Here is a 15,781-nt window from a genome sequence, read left to right as displayed (position 1 = left end):
GCGGGCCCGTCGTGGCCTGGCGCGCCGTTCCTCGCGCCCCTTCGGGGGCGCTGCGGCGGACCGGCGATGGAGAGATCCCTCCTTCCGGAGGTCCCTCGCCCTCTGCCGGGCCTTCCGGCGTGAACAGGAGGATCCCGAGAGCTGCTACGAGCTGCTCGCCCGCGATGCCGTCAACCAGGTCGAGGCGTACGACGGAGCCGTCGCCGGGCGGGTCGTCGTGGACGTCGGCGGCGGTGGCGGGTACTTCACCGAGGAGTTCCGCCGGCGAGGGGCCCTGGCCTACCTCTTCGAGCCCGACGTACGGGAGCTCGGGGCGAAGCCGCCCGAGGGGACCGTGATCGCGGACGGGTATCTGCTGCCGTTGTCCGACGGCGTCGCGGACGTGACCTTCTCGTCCAACGTGCTGGAGCACGTGGCCGATCCGCAGACCTTCCTCAGCGAGCTGGTCCGGGTCACCCGGCCCGGCGGGCTGATCTACGTGTCGTTCACCAACTGGCTCTCCCCGTGGGGCGGTCACGAGTGGGCGCCCTGGCACTACTTCGGCGCCGAGCGGGCCCGCGCCCGCTACCGGCGCCGTACCGGAAAGCCGGCCAAGCACACCCTCGGCGAGAACCTGTTCGCCGTGCACATCGGCGCCACCCTGCGGCAGGTGCGGGCCCGCGACGACGTCACGGTCGTCTCGGCCCGTTCCCGCTACTGGCCGTTCCTCGCCGAGACCGTCGTCAAGGCCCCCGGCATCAGGGAGCTGGCCACCTGGAACCTCCTTCTCCTCCTCCGGCGGTGTCCACCATGACGACCACGGTCCAGGCTCCTCCTCCGGCAGCCGTCCCCACCACCGCGGCCACCTCGGGTCCGCCTGGGGGCCCGCGGTCGCGGCTGTGGCTGGTCGGGTTCTGGGCCGTGGTGTTCGTGCTGTTCCTGGCGGCGCACCCGGGCCGGCAGACCTTCGACACCAAGCTGGGCGTGACCGTCGATCCGGGCGCGTTCTTCTCCGACCTCGGGCAGCTCTGGCACGACCAGGGCGGCTTCGGCGGGATCCAGGACCAGTACGCCGGTTACCTGTGGCCGATGCTGCCGTTCTACTGGCTGGCCCATGTCCTGCACCTGCCGGTGTGGCTGGCGGAGCGGCTGTGGATGTCGCTGATCGTGTCGGTGGCGTTCTGGGGTGCGCTGCGGCTGGTCGAGCGGCTGCGCGTGGGCAGTGGCGCCTCGCGGCTGCTCGCCGGGATCGTCTACGCGCTGTGGCCGGTGTTCACCATCGTCATCGGCTCCACGTCGGCCGCCGCGCTGCCCGGCGCCTTCCTGCCGTGGGTGCTGCTGCCGCTGATCGACGAACGGTACAGCGCGCGGGTCGCCGCCCTGCGCTCCGCGCTCGTCGTGCCGTTCATGGGCGGCGTCAACGGCGCCTCCACGCTGGCCTCGCTGCTGCCGGTCGGGCTGTACCTGCTGTCCCGGCCGCCCGGGCCACGGCAGCGCAAGCTGATCGCCTGGTGGGTGCCCGGCGTGATCGTGGCGACCGCCTGGTGGTGGATCCCGCTGCTGATGCTCGGCGTCTACGGCGAGAACTTCCTCCCCTACGTGGAGACCTCGCAGACGACGACGGCCCCCATGTCGGCCACGGAGGCGCTGCGCGGGGCCGGCAACTGGGTGGCGTACCTGCACTTCGGGCAGGCGTGGCTGCCGGCCGGGTGGACGGTCGCCGCCTCGGTGATCGTGATCGTCTGCTCGGCGCTGGCCGCCGGCCTGGGCCTGGCGGGCCTGGCCAGACGGGACCTGCCCGAGCGGCGGTGGCTGGTGCTGACCGTCGTCTCGTGCGCGCTGGTGCTGCTCGCCGGGTACGGCGGCGCGTTCGGCGCCCCCTTCCACGGGGTCGTGCAGGACCTGCTGAACGACGGGCTCGTGCCCTTCCGCAACATCTACAAGTTCCAGACGGGGCTCGCCCTGGCGCTGGTGCTGGGCCTCGCCCACCTGGTGGGGGTGGCCGCGGAGCCGCGAGGCGCCCGCCCGGTGCGCGGCCGCCGGTTCGCGCCGCTCGTCGCCGCGGTGCTGATCCTGCCCGGACTGCTGTGGCCGTACCTCAACGGCTCGATCCTCAACCCCGGCTCCTTCCAGGAACTGCCCAAGTACTGGAAGACGACCGCCAGTTGGCTGCACAGGTACTCGCCCGACTCCCGGGCCCTGGTCGTCCCGGCGACCGCGCACGGCATCTACACCTGGGGCTCCCCCATCGACCAGCCCCTCGACGTCCTCGCCACGTCCCGCTGGGCGCAACGCGACTTCGTCCCCTTCGGCACCCCCGGCAACCGGCGCGCGATGGACGCCGTCGAGGAGGCGCTGGCGTCGGGGAGTGAAGTGCCGGGCCTGGCGGACTACTTGAGCCGTGCCGGCGTCTACTACGTCGTCGTCCGCAACGACCTCGACCCCGACCAGATCGGCCAGGTGCCCACCACCACCGTCAAGCGGACGCTGGAACAGTCCGGCTACCAGCGGGTGACGGGGTTCGGCCCCGTCATGACGGGCGGCCGGATCGCCAACCACACGCCCCTGCAGGTGGAGGGACTGTATCCACGGCAGCGGGCGGTGGAGATCTACGAACCCACCGGCAAGGACGTCCCCCGGCCGGGCCAGGCCCGCCTCTACCCGGTCTCCGACACCGCCGTGGTCTCCGGCGGCCCCGAGTCGCTGCTGCCGCCGGCCTCGGACCTGCGCGGCCGGGCGACCGTGCTGACCGGCGACAACCACCCCGGGCTCGGCACCCCGCCGTACCAGATCGTCGGCGACGGACTGCGCCGCGCCGACACCCGGTTCGGGCTGGTGGACGCCAACACCTCGTACACCTACACGAGTTCGGAGCGCAACGCGCCCGACGCCACGCAGGACGCGGGCAGGAAACCGCACCAGATCCTGCCGGTCAAGGGCCTCGGTCACCAGACCGTGGCCCAGCTGCGCGGGGCGCGCTCCGTGACCGCCTCCTCGTACGGGAACTGGCTCTTCCACCTCCCCCAGTACGACCCGGTCAACGCCTTCGACGGCAACCCCGGCACCGCGTGGGCCGAGGGCGCGCCCGGCTCGGCGAACGGGCAGTGGCTGCGGATCGCCTTCGACGGCCGCTACGACATGCCGTCGTCGTTCAAGGTGACCCCGCTGCCGCAGCAGAGCGTGCGCTCGGCGGCGACCAAGGTGCGGGTGGAGACGGAGAAGGGGGCGAAGACCAGTTTCCTGCGGCCCGACGGCATGACGCAGCGCGTCAAGGCGCCCGCCGGAGCGACGCGTTGGATGAAACTGACGATCGTCGCCTCGGAGGCCCGGAAGGCCGGACTGACCGGCGCGGGCTTCTCCGAGGTGTCGCTGCCGAAGGTGCAGGTGACCCGCCTGCTGCGGCTGCCCACCGACGCGCAGAGCGCCGACGCGGCCGCCGAGACGATCTCCCTGCACCGCACCCCCGACCCCACCGGGCTGTCCCCCACCGGCACGGAGGCCGGCCTGCACCGCCGCTTCTCGACCGACACGGCCGGGACGTACGAGGTGAGGGCGAGCGCGGTGCCGGTGCCGGGCGAGGCCCTCGACAAGTTGCTGTACCAGGTCGCGCCCGACCAGCAGGACCGTATCGTCGCCACGGCCGACTCCACCGCGGCCCTCGGCGCGGGGCTGTCGGCGCGCAACCTCACCGACGGGGACCTGACCACCGCGTGGATCGCGGGCGACCGGCCGACAATCCATCTGAGCTGGAGCGGCAAACAGGCCGTCGGCGAAGTGGTGCTGGCGCCGGCGGGCGGGCTGTCGACGCGGGCCACCGAGGTCGACATCAGCTCCCCCGACGGCGCGACGGTCGCGGGCGTCGACGAGAACGGCGTGGTCCGCTTCGACCCGATCACCACGGACCGGCTCGACATCACGATCACCAAGACGGCGCCGCTGACCCTGCACAACCCGGTCGCCGACGACAACCTCCAGCTGCCGGTGGGCCTGTCCGAGGCGTACATCCCGGCGCTCGACCGGTACCGCACCCCGCAGCCGAGCGCCACGCGGACCTTCTCCCTGCCGTGCGGGCAGGGGCCGGACGTGGCGGTGGACGGGAAGCTGTACCAGACGAGCGTGAAGGGAACGGTACGGGACCTGACGGAACGCCGGTCCGTCAAGGTGACGCTCTGTCAGGAGGGCGCGCAGGACGGCGCGTTGGACCTCACGTCGGGTACGCACCGGGTCGAGGCCGGGGACGCCGGGCCGCTCACGCTGACCGACGTGACGCTGACCCGGGGCTCGGTGAGCGCCGGGCCTGCCGGGTCGACGCGGCAGCTGGCGATACGGGACTGGCTCGGCGACCGGCGCGAGGTGACCGTCGGCTCCGGTGACGCCACGTACCTGACGACGTACGAGAACTACAACGACGGCTGGAAGGCCACGCTGAACGGCAAGGAGCTGACGCCGGTCCGGCTCGACGGCTGGCAGCAGGGCTGGCGGATCCCGGCCGGGGCCGGCGGCACGGTCAAGCTGTCGTACGAGCCCGCGACGACGTACGAGGGCGGGCTGATCGGCAGTGCGGTGGGGCTCGCGGCGCTGGTCGGGCTGGTGCTGTGGCGGCGCCGGGAGCCCAACCCGGACGTGCCGCAGAGGGTGCCGCCGCTGCCCGGGCTGTGGCTGGGCACGGTGGTGCTGACGCTGGTGGGCATCGTGATCGCCGGCTGGTTCGCGCTCCTGGTCCCGGCGCTGGCACTGCTGGCGTCACGCCGGCACGCCCTCCTCGTGCCGCTCGCGTTCCTCGCCCTCGCGGGGGCGGCCGTCGCGGCGACGACCGGCGCCGGCGACCCACCGGGCGCGGGCCACGGCGCCTTCGGTCACGCGGCCCAACTCCTCGCACTGATCGGCCTGTTCGCAGGAACGGTGAGCGTCCACGAGCCGGACGAGGGCCCCGGCTCGACAGCGCTGCTGCCCCCCGCGACCGCTTACGGCACCCCACCACCGTCGGAGGCCCCGACCCGACCGCTTCCGCATCGGATACGGGGGGAGAGCGGACCGGGGGCCCCGGGCGAGCGGGGTGCACGCCCCGAGCACGGCGATACCCCGGCCCCCGAGAGGGAGGCCGGCTCGGCGACCGAGGGCCCACCCGGGACGACGACCGAGGGCGACCGCGGCCTGGCGACCGAGGGCGCGCCCGGGGCGGCGCCCGGGACCCGGCGGCTACGGCGGTGGCGCCGGGGCCGGGGCGGGGGCGAGCCGACGGGAGTCGACGAAGGCACGGGCGCGGGCGCGTACGAGAGTGGCGGTGCGGCCGAGGGAGCGCACGAGACTGGCGGCGCGGCCAAGGGCGCGCACGAGAGTGCCGGCGCGGTCGAGGGAGCGCACGAGAGTGCCGGCGCGGCCGAGGGCGCGCACGAGAGTGCCGGCGCGGCCGAGGGGGCGTATCCCTCGTCGGTCAGCGGCGCCCCGGCCCCGCTCCCCCGCCCCGAATCCAGCTCCACCATCTCGGCACGCGGCCCCGGCGGCCTCGAACCCGACCCGCCGACCACGCGCTTCCCGTTCCGCAGGCCCCGGACGGACCAGGCGCCCGCGGCGACCGACGCCGAGGGAGCCCCGGACGACGTACGACCCCCGCAGCCCCCCACCGACACGCCTCCCCCACCCCCGCCTCCGCCCACCGACACGCCACCGCCGCCTCCGCCCCCCACCCGTCAACACCCCAACGACCCCTCGGGGAAGGGCGAATCCACATGACCGCTCTCGATCACCCCGCTCGGGCCGGCGACCCCGCCCGGCCCCCCGCCGCCCGCATCCCGTTCCCCGTCGTCGACGAGGTCGCCCGGCACTGTCTCCAGGAGGAGGAGCCGGAGACGGTGCACATCGAGGTGCATCTGCCGGGCCGGCTCGACCGGGAGCGGCTGACCGGCGCGTTCACGGAGGCGCTGCGCCGCCACCCCCGCATCCTGATGCGCGAGGCCCCCGGCCGCTGGTACCGGCGTCGCTACGAGTGGGAGCTGACCGAGGACCCGGACGTGCAGGTGGTGAGCTTCCCGCCGTCCGGTCCGGACGCCCTGCGAGACGCGCGGACCCGGGCCCTGACCAGCGCCCCTCCGCTGTCGCTGTCCCCGCCGATCCGCCTGGAGGTGGTCGAGGGCCCCGGCGCCGTGGAAGGCAGCGAGGCCACGGACGCCGTCGGCCTGCTCCCACCGCACCGGCACGCCACCACCCCACCGCCCCGCTCCCCCCACGGCACCGTCCTCTTCCTCACCATCAACCACACCGCCCTCGACGGCCCCGCCTGCCTCCGTGTCCTCGCCACCGCCGCCGAGTTGTACGGCGGTCGGGACAACTCCCCCGCCGCACCCCCCGTCCGCACCGCCCCCGACACCCCCCAGCCCCCTACCGAGACCCCCTCCAACTGGTCCCCGCCCGCCCGCGTCGCCCCCGGCACGCCCGAGCCCTCCCCCGGCAACGGCATGCTCGTCACCGACCTCCCCCTCCCGCACCGTCCCAAGGGCGCCCCCTACACGGTCAACGACCAGCTCATGGTGGCCACGGCCCTGACGATCGCCCACTGGAACCGCGAGCACGGCGCCCGCCCCCGCCCCCTGCGCATCACCATGCCCGTCGACGACCGCCCCCGCGACGCCACCATGCCCATCGGAAACGGGACGCGGCTGGTCGAAGTTCCTTTCAGTACAAGTGAGTTGACTGACCATCAGCTTCCCGAGCTGCTACGGCGCACAGCCGCCCGCACGCGCGCCCTCAAGTCCCTCCCGCGCCCTCAACTTGGCCACGGCGCGGCCCTGCTGACCGCCCCCGTCACCCCCGTCGCCTGGCGCGCCGCCCTCACCCGCGGGCTGCGCAGGGCCGCCGCGCCCTGGACGTCGACCACCCTGCTCAGCAACATCGGCCGCATCCCGTACCCGCTGGACTTCGGCGAGGAGGCGGGCCGCGCGCACGCCGTGTGGTTCTCCGCGCCCGCCCGCATGCCCCGCGGCCTGACCGTCACCACCGCCTCCACCGCCGGCCGTCTGCACCTGGCCCTGCGCTGGTCGCGGGCGCTGCTCGGGCACGGCGACGGCGTCCATCTGCGGGACCTGTTCGAGCACCACCTGCACACCACGGAGGTGGGCGCATGACCACCGGCGTGCCGACCACCGCGACGCCCCCGAAGGGGCTGCGCGACTTCTACGAGGACCCGTCCGTGCCGGTCGCCTCCGGCACCCCCCGCAGCCTGCGCCAGGCCCGCATGCTGGCCGCCGCCCTGGCCGGCACGACCGCGCGCACGATCCTCGACATCGGCTGCGGCGACGGCACCGCCGCCGCCACGGCCGCCCCGCTGCTGCCCGGCCACCGGCTGATCGGCGTCGACTGGTCCCAGGACGCGCTCGGGCGGGCGCGCACCCGGCTGCCGTACGTGGTGCGCGGTGAACTCACCGGCGGCGGCCTGCCGTTCAGGTCCGCCTCGGCCGACGCCGTGCTGTTCAGCGAGGTGATCGAGCACCTCGTCGACCCGGACGCGGCGCTCGACGAGATCCGCCGTGTCCTGCGCCCGGGAGGCCATCTCATGCTCTCCACACCGAACCTGGCCGCCTGGTACAACCGCGCCCTGCTGCTCGCCGGGGTGCAGCCCGTCTTCTCCGAGGTCAGTCTGCGCGCCGTCCACGGCCGGCCGGGCCGGGAGGTGGTCGGCCACCTGCGGCTGGCGACGGCCCGCGCGCTGCGCGAGTTCGTGGCCGCCGCCGGCTTCGACGTCGTACGACTGGCCGGGGCGCCCTTCCACGGCGTACCGCGCCCGCTGCGGCCGTTCGACCGGCTCGCGTGTGCCAGACCGTCCCTCGCCTCGATCCTGCTGCTGCACGCGCGAAGGACGTAGCCGTGTGGTGGGGGGTGGCCGCCGCGCTGCTGGCGAATCTCCTGTACAGCGTGGGCTTCGTGCTGGAGAAACGGGCGCTCGCGGCCCTGCCCGAGGTGGACGTGCGCCGGCCGGCCCGGCTGCTGCGGCTCGTCCTCGGCAGCCCGCTGTGGATCGGCGGCTCCCTGTCCCTGGCGGCCGGCTTCGGTGCCCAGCTCCTGGTCTACCGGACCCTGCCGATCGCCGCCGCCCAGGGCATCTTCGTCTCCGGCCTGGTGCTGCTGGTGCTGCTGTCGGCGCGGCTGCTGGGCGAGCGGACCAGCGGGCGGGAGCGGTACGCGCTCGGGGCGATCCTGGCCGCGCTGATCATGGTCGTGCTGTCGCTCAGGGAGAGCTCCGACACGGTCAGCCGCAGCGCCCCGTACCAGCTGATCCTGCTGGTGTGCGTGCCGTCGCTGGCGGCGGGCGTGTGGCTGTACCGGGCCACCGAGCGGCGCGCCCGCCACCGGCACCGGGCGCCGACGACCGGCGTCGAGTACGGCGTGGCGGTGGGACTGCTGTACGGGGTGAGCTCGCTCGCCATCAAGGGCGTGTCGAGCTGTCTGACGACCAGGGGGCTGGGCGGCGCGGTGACCGGGCTGCTGCGCTCCCCGTACCCGTATCTGCTGCTGTTCACCGGCGCGTTCGGCCTGGTGATGTCGCAGGCGGCGCTCCAGCGCTGCCGGGCCTCGCTGATCGTGCCGGTGTGCACGACCGTGACCTGTCTGTACACGGCGGTGCTCGGCACGCTCTCGTTCGGCGAGGCGCTGCCGCACGACCCGCTGCGGCTCGCCCTGCGCGTGGCGGGCACCGCGCTCGCCGTCTGCGTTCTGCTGACCATGCCCCGGCAGGACACCGCGTCGCCTCAACCCCCCATCGGTGCCAAGGAGTTGACTCCGCCATGAATCCCGACGACCCGCTGCTGAAGATACTCGCGTGCCCCCTCGACAAGGGCCCGCTGCACCTTCTCGCACCGGACGGGCCGGCGGCCGGGGAGGCCCTCTACAACCCGCGCCTGCACCGCCGTTACCCGATCGTCGACGGCATCCCGCAGCTGCTGCCGTCCTCCGGGGAGCAGGTCTCGGACGACGAGCACGAGCAGTTGCTCAAGAGGATGTCCTCATGACCACGCCGGCCGCCCGGCTGGCCCGCCGGCTGCCGACCCGGCTGGTGGCCGCCGTCGCCCGGGCCGTCTACCCGCGCTTCGAGCCGGAGCTGGCCCGGCTGGCCGAGCTGTGCCCGCCGGGCTGCGGCACCGCCGTGGACGTCGGCGGCTGGTACGGCCCCTGGACCCGCCGGCTCGCCGGACGGGCACGCCGGGTGGTCACCGTCGAACCGGTGCCGCACCTGGCGCGGCTGCTGGCGGCGGGCGCCCCGGCCAACGTCCGGGTGATCCAGGCCGCCGCCTCCGACCACGCGGGCACCGCCCGCCTGTGGCTGCCGTCCGGCGACGCGGGCGACCGGGGCGTGTCCTCGCTGGTGCGCCGGGACATCCACACCCACGCGGTGGACGTCCGCTGTGTGACGCTCGACGAACTGGGCCTGCGGGACGTCGGCTTCGTCAAGATCGACGTCGACGGCAGCGAACTCGCCGTGCTGCGCGGGGCGACCGGTCTGCTGACCCGCGACCGGCCCGCGCTCTTCGTCGAGTTGGAGACCCGCATCCAGCCCGTCGCACCGGTCGTCAGCCATCTCTCGCTGCTCGGCTACGAGGGCTGGGTGCTGCCCGGCAGGCGCTGGGTGCCGCTGGCCAAGTTCCCCCTGGAGGAGCACCAGGCGAGCGTCTCGCACGTGGTCGCCCAGGGCCTGCTGGGCCGCGTCCTGCCCTTCCGCAGCCATCCGCGGTACGTCAACTCCGTCCTCTTCCTCCCGGACGGCCGCCGCCCCGGTGCCGGCGGCGTCGGCGACGATAGGAGGCATGCCGTCCGCGAAACGCCCCGCTAGCCCCTTCACCCCGCTCGACTTCCAGCTCGTGCTGCTGCGCCGCATGGCCGACCACAACCCGGACCTGGTGGAGGACGCCCGCCACGCGCTGGGCGCCTCGATCGCCGACATGCGGGAGGCCAACAAGCGGTGGCAGGCGATGCTGCACTCCCCGCGTGCGCGGGCCGCCGCCTCTCGGTACCGCTCGGTCCTGGGCGAGCCGGAGACCACCGTGCGCCGCAAGGTCGGCGACCTGGACTGCGAGGCGTGGCTGTGGCCCGTCCCGCTCTGGCCCGACCTGCGCTTCGAGGTGCTGCTCGCCCCGAACGGGGCGGTCTGGAACGAGTGGCTGGTCCGCGCCCCCGGAGCGCCGGGCCCGCACCTCGCGACCGTCGCCGACCTCGCCCCCTGGTCGTGCACGGTCGACGAGGCCGCCCGCGCCTTCGCCCCCGCCCGCCCCCTGGAGGGCACGGCCCCGACCCGCTGGGGCCTCGCCTTCACGGCACCGGACGAGGAGGGGGTGCGACGGGAGGTCGTCGCGGAGTTCACGTGGGGGCTGCTGCAACGGTGGCAGACCGGCCGGTAGCAGCCCGCGATCAGCCGGTGGCGGTGGCCGTCGCCAGGATCGCCTCGGTCACGCGCGGCACCGACCCCGGGTGCAGGAACAGGAAGAGGTTCGGCTCGACCAGCTCCAGCTCCATCACCCGCGGCTGCCCGTCGTCCCCGTCGACGAGGTCCACGCGCGCGTACAGCAGCTCCGGCGCCTCCGGTACGGCGGCCAGGGCGCGCTCGGCGACGGCGAGCTCGGCCGGCGCCGGCGTCCACGGTTCCAGGTCGGGGTGGGCCACCTTGTCGGCGTCGTAGGCCACGCCCCGCTCCAGGACCGCGCGCTTGCGGCTGGCGTGCAGCAGCCGGCCCCCGAAGAACTGCAGGGCCCGCTCGCCGCCGGCGTCGATGCCGCGCATGTACGGCTGCACCATCGCCGTGAACCCCTCGTCGTGCAGGCGCGCGAGATGCCGTACGGCGCTGTCGTGCTCCTCGGGCCGGTAGCGGGCCGCGTACCGGGCGCCCGCGCCGGAGGTGGGCTTGACCACGTACTCGCCGGCGGCGGGGAAGTCGGCCGCCGCGCCGGGCGGGAGGTAGCGGGTCGGCACGACGGGCACTCCGGCCGCCGCCAGGTCGCCGAGGTAGCGCTTGTCGGTGTTCCAGCGCACGACGTCGGCCGGGTTGGCCAGCCGCGTGAGCTTGCCGCACCGCTCCGCCCAGGCCGCGAACTCGGCCGCGCGCCAGCTGTAGTCCCAGGTGGAGCGGATGACGGCGAGGTCGTAGGCCGCCCAGTCGGCCTCCGGATCGTCCCAGAAGACGCGGTCCGCCTCGGCCCCGGCCGCCCGCAGCGCGTCGAGCAGCACGGGCAGGTCGCGGTCGCGGTGGGGCTGGGGCCGGGAATCGTAGGTGACGAGGGCGACTCGGGGCACGGTGGCGCTCCGTTCGGGTGCGGGGGCGGTCCGGGGTGATCCGCCCGCAGGCTAACCAGCCGTGCCGCAACCGCCGCAACCCATTTGACCTTCCCCTTCGGGGAAGCCCCAGCATCGGTGGCGGGAACGGAAAGGGGTCGAGTCGCGGTGAATGCGGACGCAAGGGTGCAGACGGACATGCTGACCATCGGAGCCTTCGCCAAGGCGTCCCGGCTGTCGCCGAAGGCGCTGCGCCTCTACGACGAGCTGGACCTGCTGCGTCCGGCCCGCGTCGACCCCGGCACCGGCTACCGTTACTACGCCCCCGCGCAGCTGGAACAGGCGCGGCTGGTGGCGTGGCTGCGGCGGCTCGGCATGCCGCTGGCCCGCATCCGCGAGGTCCGCGCGCTGGACCGGGCGGCGGCGGCCGTGGAGATCCGCGCGTACTGGGCGCGGGTCGAGGCGGAGACGGCGGTACGGCGGGACCTCGCCGCGTTCCTCGTGGACCACCTCTCACACCAGCCCCGGAAGGACACCACCATGCTGGAACTGCGGTACTCCGCCCACTCCGACCCCGGCCGGGTCCGCCCCGCCAACCAGGACACCGCCTACGCCGGCACCCGGCTGCTCGCGGTCGCCGACGGCTTCGGACCGGCGGGCGCGCCGGCCAGCAGCGCCGTCGTGGAGGCGCTGCGCTTCCTGGACGCCGAGGAGCTGCCGGCGGGCGACGTGCTCAACCTCCTGGAGGACGCCGTGCAGGGCGCCACCGAGGCGGTCCGGGACGCGACCGACGGCTCCGACGAGGACGGCACGACCCTCACCGCCCTGCTGTGGACCGGCTCCCGCCTCGCCCTGGTGCACATCGGCGACTGCCGGGCCTACCTGCTGCGGTCCGGCGCCCTCTTCCGCATCACCCACGACCACACGGTGGTCCAGTCGCTGATCGACGAGGGCCGCCTGACGCCGGAGGAGGCGACGGCCCACCCCCAGCGCGCCCTTCTCCTGAAGGCCCTCACCACGGGCGCCCCGGACGTCGCACTGCACGACGCCGAACCGGGCGACCGCTACCTGCTGTGCTCCGACGGCCTCACCACGGCCGTCCCCGACGCCCGCATCCGCACCCTCCTCACCTCCACCGGCACCCCGGACGAGACGGTCCACGCCCTGATCACCGAGGCGAACGAAGCGGGCGGCCCGGACAACGTCAGCTGCGTGGTGGCGGATGTGGTGGAAACGACTGCCTGAGGGGTGACGCACGGGGGTAGGGCGGCTGGTGTAGGAACGGTGGTGTTGTCCACGACGAGGAGTGCCCCACGTGTCCGTTCTCTTTCCGGCCCTGACGCACGGACCGGGTGACCAGACCGCCCTCCGCTTCGGTGACCGTTTCCTCAGCTACGCCGGGCTGGCCGCCGCGGCCGGTGGGCTGGCCGGGCGGTTGCCGCGGGGTGGGCGGGTGGCCGTGTGGGCCACGCCGGCGCTGGAGACCGCCGTGGGTGTGGTGGCGGTGCTGGAGGCGGGGGCGGCGGCGGTGCCGCTCAATCCGAAGTCGGGCGAGAAGGAGCTCGGGCACATCCTGGGCGACAGCGCGCCCCGGCTGGTGCTGGCCGCTCCGGGTGACGAACTGCCGCCTCCGGTACGGGACTTGGAGCGTATCGACGTCGACGTGCACGGGACCGGGACGCTCCCGGCGGAGCAGGCCGCCGCGGAGGACCCGGCCCTGATCGTCTACACGTCCGGCACCACCGGCCCGCCCAAGGGCGCCGTCCTGCCCCGCCGCGCCCTCGCCACCACCCTGGACGCGCTCGCCGACGCCTGGCAGTGGACCGGCGCGGACGTGCTCGTGCACGGGCTGCCGTTGTTCCATGTGCACGGGCTGGTGCTGGGCATCCTGGGGCCGCTCCGGCGCGGGGGCTCGGTGCGGCACCTCGGGCGGTTCACTCCGGAGGGCGTGGCACGGGAGCTGAACAGCGGGGCGACCATGCTGTTCGGGGTGCCGACGATGTACCACCGGCTCGCGGAGGCGCTGTCCGGTGACCCGGAGCTGGTCGAGGCGCTGAGCGGGGCGCGGCTGCTGGTGTCCGGTTCCGCCGCGCTGCCCGTGCACGACCACGAGCGGATCGCCGCCGCGACCGGACGCCGGGTGATCGAGCGGTACGGCATGACGGAGACGCTGATGAACACCAGCGTGCGCGCCGACGGGGAGGCGCGCGCCGGCACGGTGGGGGTGCCGCTGCCGGGGGTCGAGCTGCGGCTCGTGGAGGAGGACGGCTCGCGGATCACGTCGTACGACGGGGAGACCGTCGGCGAGATCCAGGTGCGCGGGCCGAACCTGTTCAGCGGCTACCTCAACCGGCCGGACGCCACCGAGGCGGCCTTCACCGCCGACGGGTGGTTCCGGACCGGTGACATGGCGGTGCGCGATCCCGACGGGTACGTGCGGATCGTCGGCCGCAAGGCCACCGACCTGATCAAGAGCGGCGGGTACAAGATCGGTGCCGGTGAGATCGAGAACGCGCTGCTGGAGCACCCGGGGGTGCGGGAGGCCGCGGTGACCGGCGAGCCGGACGCGGATCTCGGTGAGCGGATCGTGGCCTGGGTGGTGCCGGCGGACCCGCAGGCGCCGCCCGGCGTCGAGGAACTGGCCGACCACGTCGCCCGCCGGCTCGCCCCGCACAAGCGGCCGCGCGTGGTGCACCACCTCGACGCGCTGCCCCGCAACGACATGGGGAAGATCATGAAGCGGGCGCTGACGCGTGACTGAACGCCTCTCCGCGCGCGCGTTCCTGTCCCTGGTCACGGACGACGCCACCTTCACCGAACTCCCGCACCCCGTAAGCGAAGCCAAGCCCGACGGCCCCCTCGCCTGGCAGGGCTACGACGCCTCGCGCGCCCGCGCCGCCGCGCGCACCGGCGAGGAGGAGTCGGTGGTGTGCGGGACGGCGAGCGTCGAGGGCACGCAAGCCGTGCTGATCGCCTTCGAGTTCGGCTTCCTCGGCGGCTCGCTGGGCGAACGCACCGGGGACCGGCTGGTGGCGGCCTACACGTACGCGCGTGAACACCGGCTGCCGGTCGTGCCGTTGGTCGCCACCGGCGGCAGCCGCATGCAGGAGGGCATGCTCGCGCTGACCCAACTCCAGCGTGTGGCGCGCCAGTCGGCGCTCACCAGGGAGGCCGGGCTGCCGCAGATCGCGGTGCTGCGCGACCCGACGACCGGCGGCGGCTGGGCCACCCTGGGCGCGGGCGCCGATGTCGTCCTCGCCCTGCCCGCCGCCCAGGTCGGCTTCGCGGGCTCCCGGGTCCGCCCGGCCGACGCCGACCCGGCGGCGTACACGGCCGAGGCCCAGGTCGCGGCGGGGGCGGCGGACGCGGTGGTGCCGCCGGCGCAGCTGCGCGAGGTGCTGGGCCGGTGGCTGCGGCTGCTCACGGACGGTGTGGCGCGGCACGGGGACAGGGTGCGGGAGCCCCGCAGTGACAACGGCGCGGCGGCGCGTGGGCCCGGCACCGGCGCCGGGCACGCGGCGCCCCGGCCGGCGCCCGAGCCCGCCCCCGTCCCCGCCGCCCTCGGCACCGCCGCCCTCCCCGCCACCGGCTGGGCCGCCGTCCAGCGCGCCCGCTCCCCCGAACGCCCGCGCGCCCGGGCCTACCTGGACGCCTACTTCAGCCACCGGGTCGCCATCAGCGGCGACCGCGCCGGGGGCACCGACCCCGACGGCATGCTCTGCGGCTTCGGCGAGCACGAGGGCCGTACCGTCGCCTACGCCGCCCAGACCGGCGCCGCCACCCGGCCCGCCGGCTACCGCACCGCCGCCCGGCTGATCCGGCTCGCGGACCGGCTCGGGATCCCGGTGCTGACCCTGGTGGACACGCCCGGCGCGGCCAACGACGCAGAGGCCGAGCGGGAGGGCGCGGGCGCGGCGATCGCCGACGTCTTCGGCGCGGTGGCGGCGGCCCGCACGCCGGTGACCACGCTCGTCGTCGGCGAGGGCGGCTCCGGCGGCGCGCTGGCGCTGGCGGCCCCCGGCAACACGTACGCCACGCCGGACAGTTACTTCTCCGTCATCGCCCCGGAGCTCGCCGCCGCCATCCTCAAGCGCCCGCCGACCCAGGTGGAGGCGACGGCCGACCAACTCCGCGTCCGTCCACAGGACTTGGTGGAGCTGGGCGTGATCCGCGGCATCGCGGGCGCGGCCCCCCTCAGCGACGGCGCCCCACACCGCCCGTGACGGGGAGGGGCACGGGCGTGCCGGGGACCGGCTGCCGCGGGACCGCCCGGAGGAGCCGGGGCCGCAGGCCCCGCCGGACGCGCCCCGACCCGCCACCGCGTCACCCTCGCCGAGCCGCCTGCCGCCCGCCACCCAGCCGCCAAGCCTCGAAGCCGCCCGTGCCTTATAAGCCCTCACCCGGGCTCCGCAGGTCTTTACGTGTTGCTTATTTGGCACATAAGCGACAAAACCCCCCATTCAGCGGCGCCCCGCCCGGCCCACCACAACACGCGCCCCCTCCCCCGCCCCCCGCACGATGCCAGAGAGGCCCGCCGCCCGGCGGCCCG

The 15,781-nt window shown here is 74.9% G+C and carries 12 protein-coding genes; 11 read left to right on the top strand and 1 reads right to left on the bottom strand.

Annotated elements, in window-relative coordinates:
- Nucleotides 1-16 precede the first annotated feature (16 nt).
- Genes ACYF6T_RS26075 through ACYF6T_RS26040 form a run of 8 tightly spaced genes read left to right on the top strand, consistent with a single transcriptional unit; the run spans nt 17 to nt 10,364 of the window.
- Nucleotides 17-793: a class I SAM-dependent methyltransferase gene (locus ACYF6T_RS26075; RefSeq protein ID WP_461699439.1), complete on the top strand. Its 777-nt coding sequence runs from the start codon at nt 17-19 to the stop codon at nt 791-793.
- The gene (locus ACYF6T_RS26070; protein ID WP_461699359.1) at nt 790-5,712 is read left to right on the top strand and encodes an alpha-(1->3)-arabinofuranosyltransferase domain-containing protein; all 4,923 of its coding nucleotides are present in this window, start codon (nt 790-792) and stop codon (nt 5,710-5,712) included. Before ACYF6T_RS26075 ends, ACYF6T_RS26070 begins: the two co-directional genes overlap by 4 nt.
- Nucleotides 5,709-7,100, top strand: a complete 1,392-nt coding sequence (locus ACYF6T_RS26065) for a condensation protein (RefSeq protein WP_461699357.1) — start codon at nt 5,709-5,711, stop codon at nt 7,098-7,100. Before ACYF6T_RS26070 ends, ACYF6T_RS26065 begins: the two co-directional genes overlap by 4 nt.
- Nucleotides 7,097-7,837 carry a class I SAM-dependent methyltransferase gene (locus tag ACYF6T_RS26060; protein ID WP_461699356.1) on the top strand — a complete coding sequence of 247 codons (741 nt, stop codon included), beginning with the start codon at nt 7,097-7,099 and terminating at the stop codon, nt 7,835-7,837. Before ACYF6T_RS26065 ends, ACYF6T_RS26060 begins: the two co-directional genes overlap by 4 nt.
- Before the next feature lie 14 nt (nt 7,838-7,851).
- Nucleotides 7,852-8,760: a hypothetical protein gene (locus ACYF6T_RS26055; protein ID WP_461699438.1), complete on the top strand. Its 909-nt coding sequence runs from the start codon at nt 7,852-7,854 to the stop codon at nt 8,758-8,760.
- Entirely contained in the window at nt 8,757-8,981 is a 225-nt protein-coding gene (locus tag ACYF6T_RS26050; RefSeq protein ID WP_461699355.1) for a Trm112 family protein, read from the top strand. Before ACYF6T_RS26055 ends, ACYF6T_RS26050 begins: the two co-directional genes overlap by 4 nt.
- On the top strand, nt 8,978-9,799 hold the full coding sequence (locus ACYF6T_RS26045; protein WP_461699354.1) for an FkbM family methyltransferase: 822 nt from the start codon (nt 8,978-8,980) through the stop codon (nt 9,797-9,799). Before ACYF6T_RS26050 ends, ACYF6T_RS26045 begins: the two co-directional genes overlap by 4 nt.
- Nucleotides 9,774-10,364, top strand: a complete 591-nt coding sequence (locus tag ACYF6T_RS26040) for a hypothetical protein (RefSeq protein ID WP_461699352.1) — start codon at nt 9,774-9,776, stop codon at nt 10,362-10,364. The genes ACYF6T_RS26045 and ACYF6T_RS26040 overlap by 26 nt, the downstream gene beginning before the upstream one ends.
- Before the next feature lie 10 nt (nt 10,365-10,374).
- On the opposite strand, the gene ACYF6T_RS26035 is transcribed toward ACYF6T_RS26040, so the two are convergent.
- Nucleotides 10,375-11,253 (bottom strand): ATP-grasp domain-containing protein, encoded by an 879-nt coding sequence (locus tag ACYF6T_RS26035; protein WP_461699351.1) that lies wholly within the window; start codon nt 11,251-11,253, stop codon nt 10,375-10,377.
- A 177-nt stretch (nt 11,254-11,430) separates the two neighbouring features.
- Here ACYF6T_RS26035 and ACYF6T_RS26030 point away from each other — a divergent pair, with 177 nt between their 5' ends.
- From ACYF6T_RS26030 to ACYF6T_RS26020, 3 genes are all read left to right on the top strand, one after another.
- Nucleotides 11,431-12,477: a MerR family transcriptional regulator gene (locus ACYF6T_RS26030; RefSeq protein ID WP_461699350.1), complete on the top strand. Its 1,047-nt coding sequence runs from the start codon at nt 11,431-11,433 to the stop codon at nt 12,475-12,477.
- 70 nt (nt 12,478-12,547) lie between these two features.
- Nucleotides 12,548-13,993 carry an acyl-CoA synthetase gene (locus tag ACYF6T_RS26025; protein WP_461699349.1) on the top strand — a complete coding sequence of 482 codons (1,446 nt, stop codon included), beginning with the start codon at nt 12,548-12,550 and terminating at the stop codon, nt 13,991-13,993.
- Nucleotides 13,986-15,455, top strand: a complete 1,470-nt coding sequence (locus ACYF6T_RS26020; protein WP_461699347.1) for a carboxyl transferase domain-containing protein — start codon at nt 13,986-13,988, stop codon at nt 15,453-15,455. Before ACYF6T_RS26025 ends, ACYF6T_RS26020 begins: the two co-directional genes overlap by 8 nt.
- Nucleotides 15,456-15,781: the final 326 nt, after the last annotated feature.

It is taken from the genome of Streptomyces sp. 7R007 (assembly GCF_054850255.1).
Note: the sequence above shows the minus strand (reverse complement) of the source record. Positions and strands in the feature narration are given on the sequence as shown.